1 rRNA gene is annotated in these 255 nt (G+C 61.2%); it reads left to right on the top strand.

Annotated elements, in window-relative coordinates:
- Positions 1-124 (top strand): 23S ribosomal RNA (locus tag MFF56_RS32005); the annotation flags it as partial.
- Positions 125-255: the final 131 nt, after the last annotated feature.

Below are 255 nucleotides of genomic sequence, written 5' to 3'. Positions count from 1 at the left end.
AAACCCCCCTCGAAACGAGGTCTCCCTTGAGGGCCGTGGAAGACGACCACGTCGATAGGCCGGAAGTGCAAGCGCGGCAACGCGCTGAGCTGACCGGTACTAATCGCCCGATAGACTTGATCGTCTCTCGTGATCCATCGCCGCCATACACCGATCCGCCAGGATCGGCGAAGCGGTCACAGACAACATGCTTGCCGAACAGAATGGGGCTTCCGCCGTCGCAGCACCCTGCGACAGCGAACGTCCCAAACAACC

Origin of the sequence: Methylobacterium hispanicum (assembly GCF_022179285.1) — a bacterium.
Taxonomy (GTDB): Bacteria; Pseudomonadota; Alphaproteobacteria; order Rhizobiales; family Beijerinckiaceae; genus Methylobacterium; species Methylobacterium hispanicum.
This window is presented reverse-complemented; position numbering and strand designations above follow the sequence as displayed.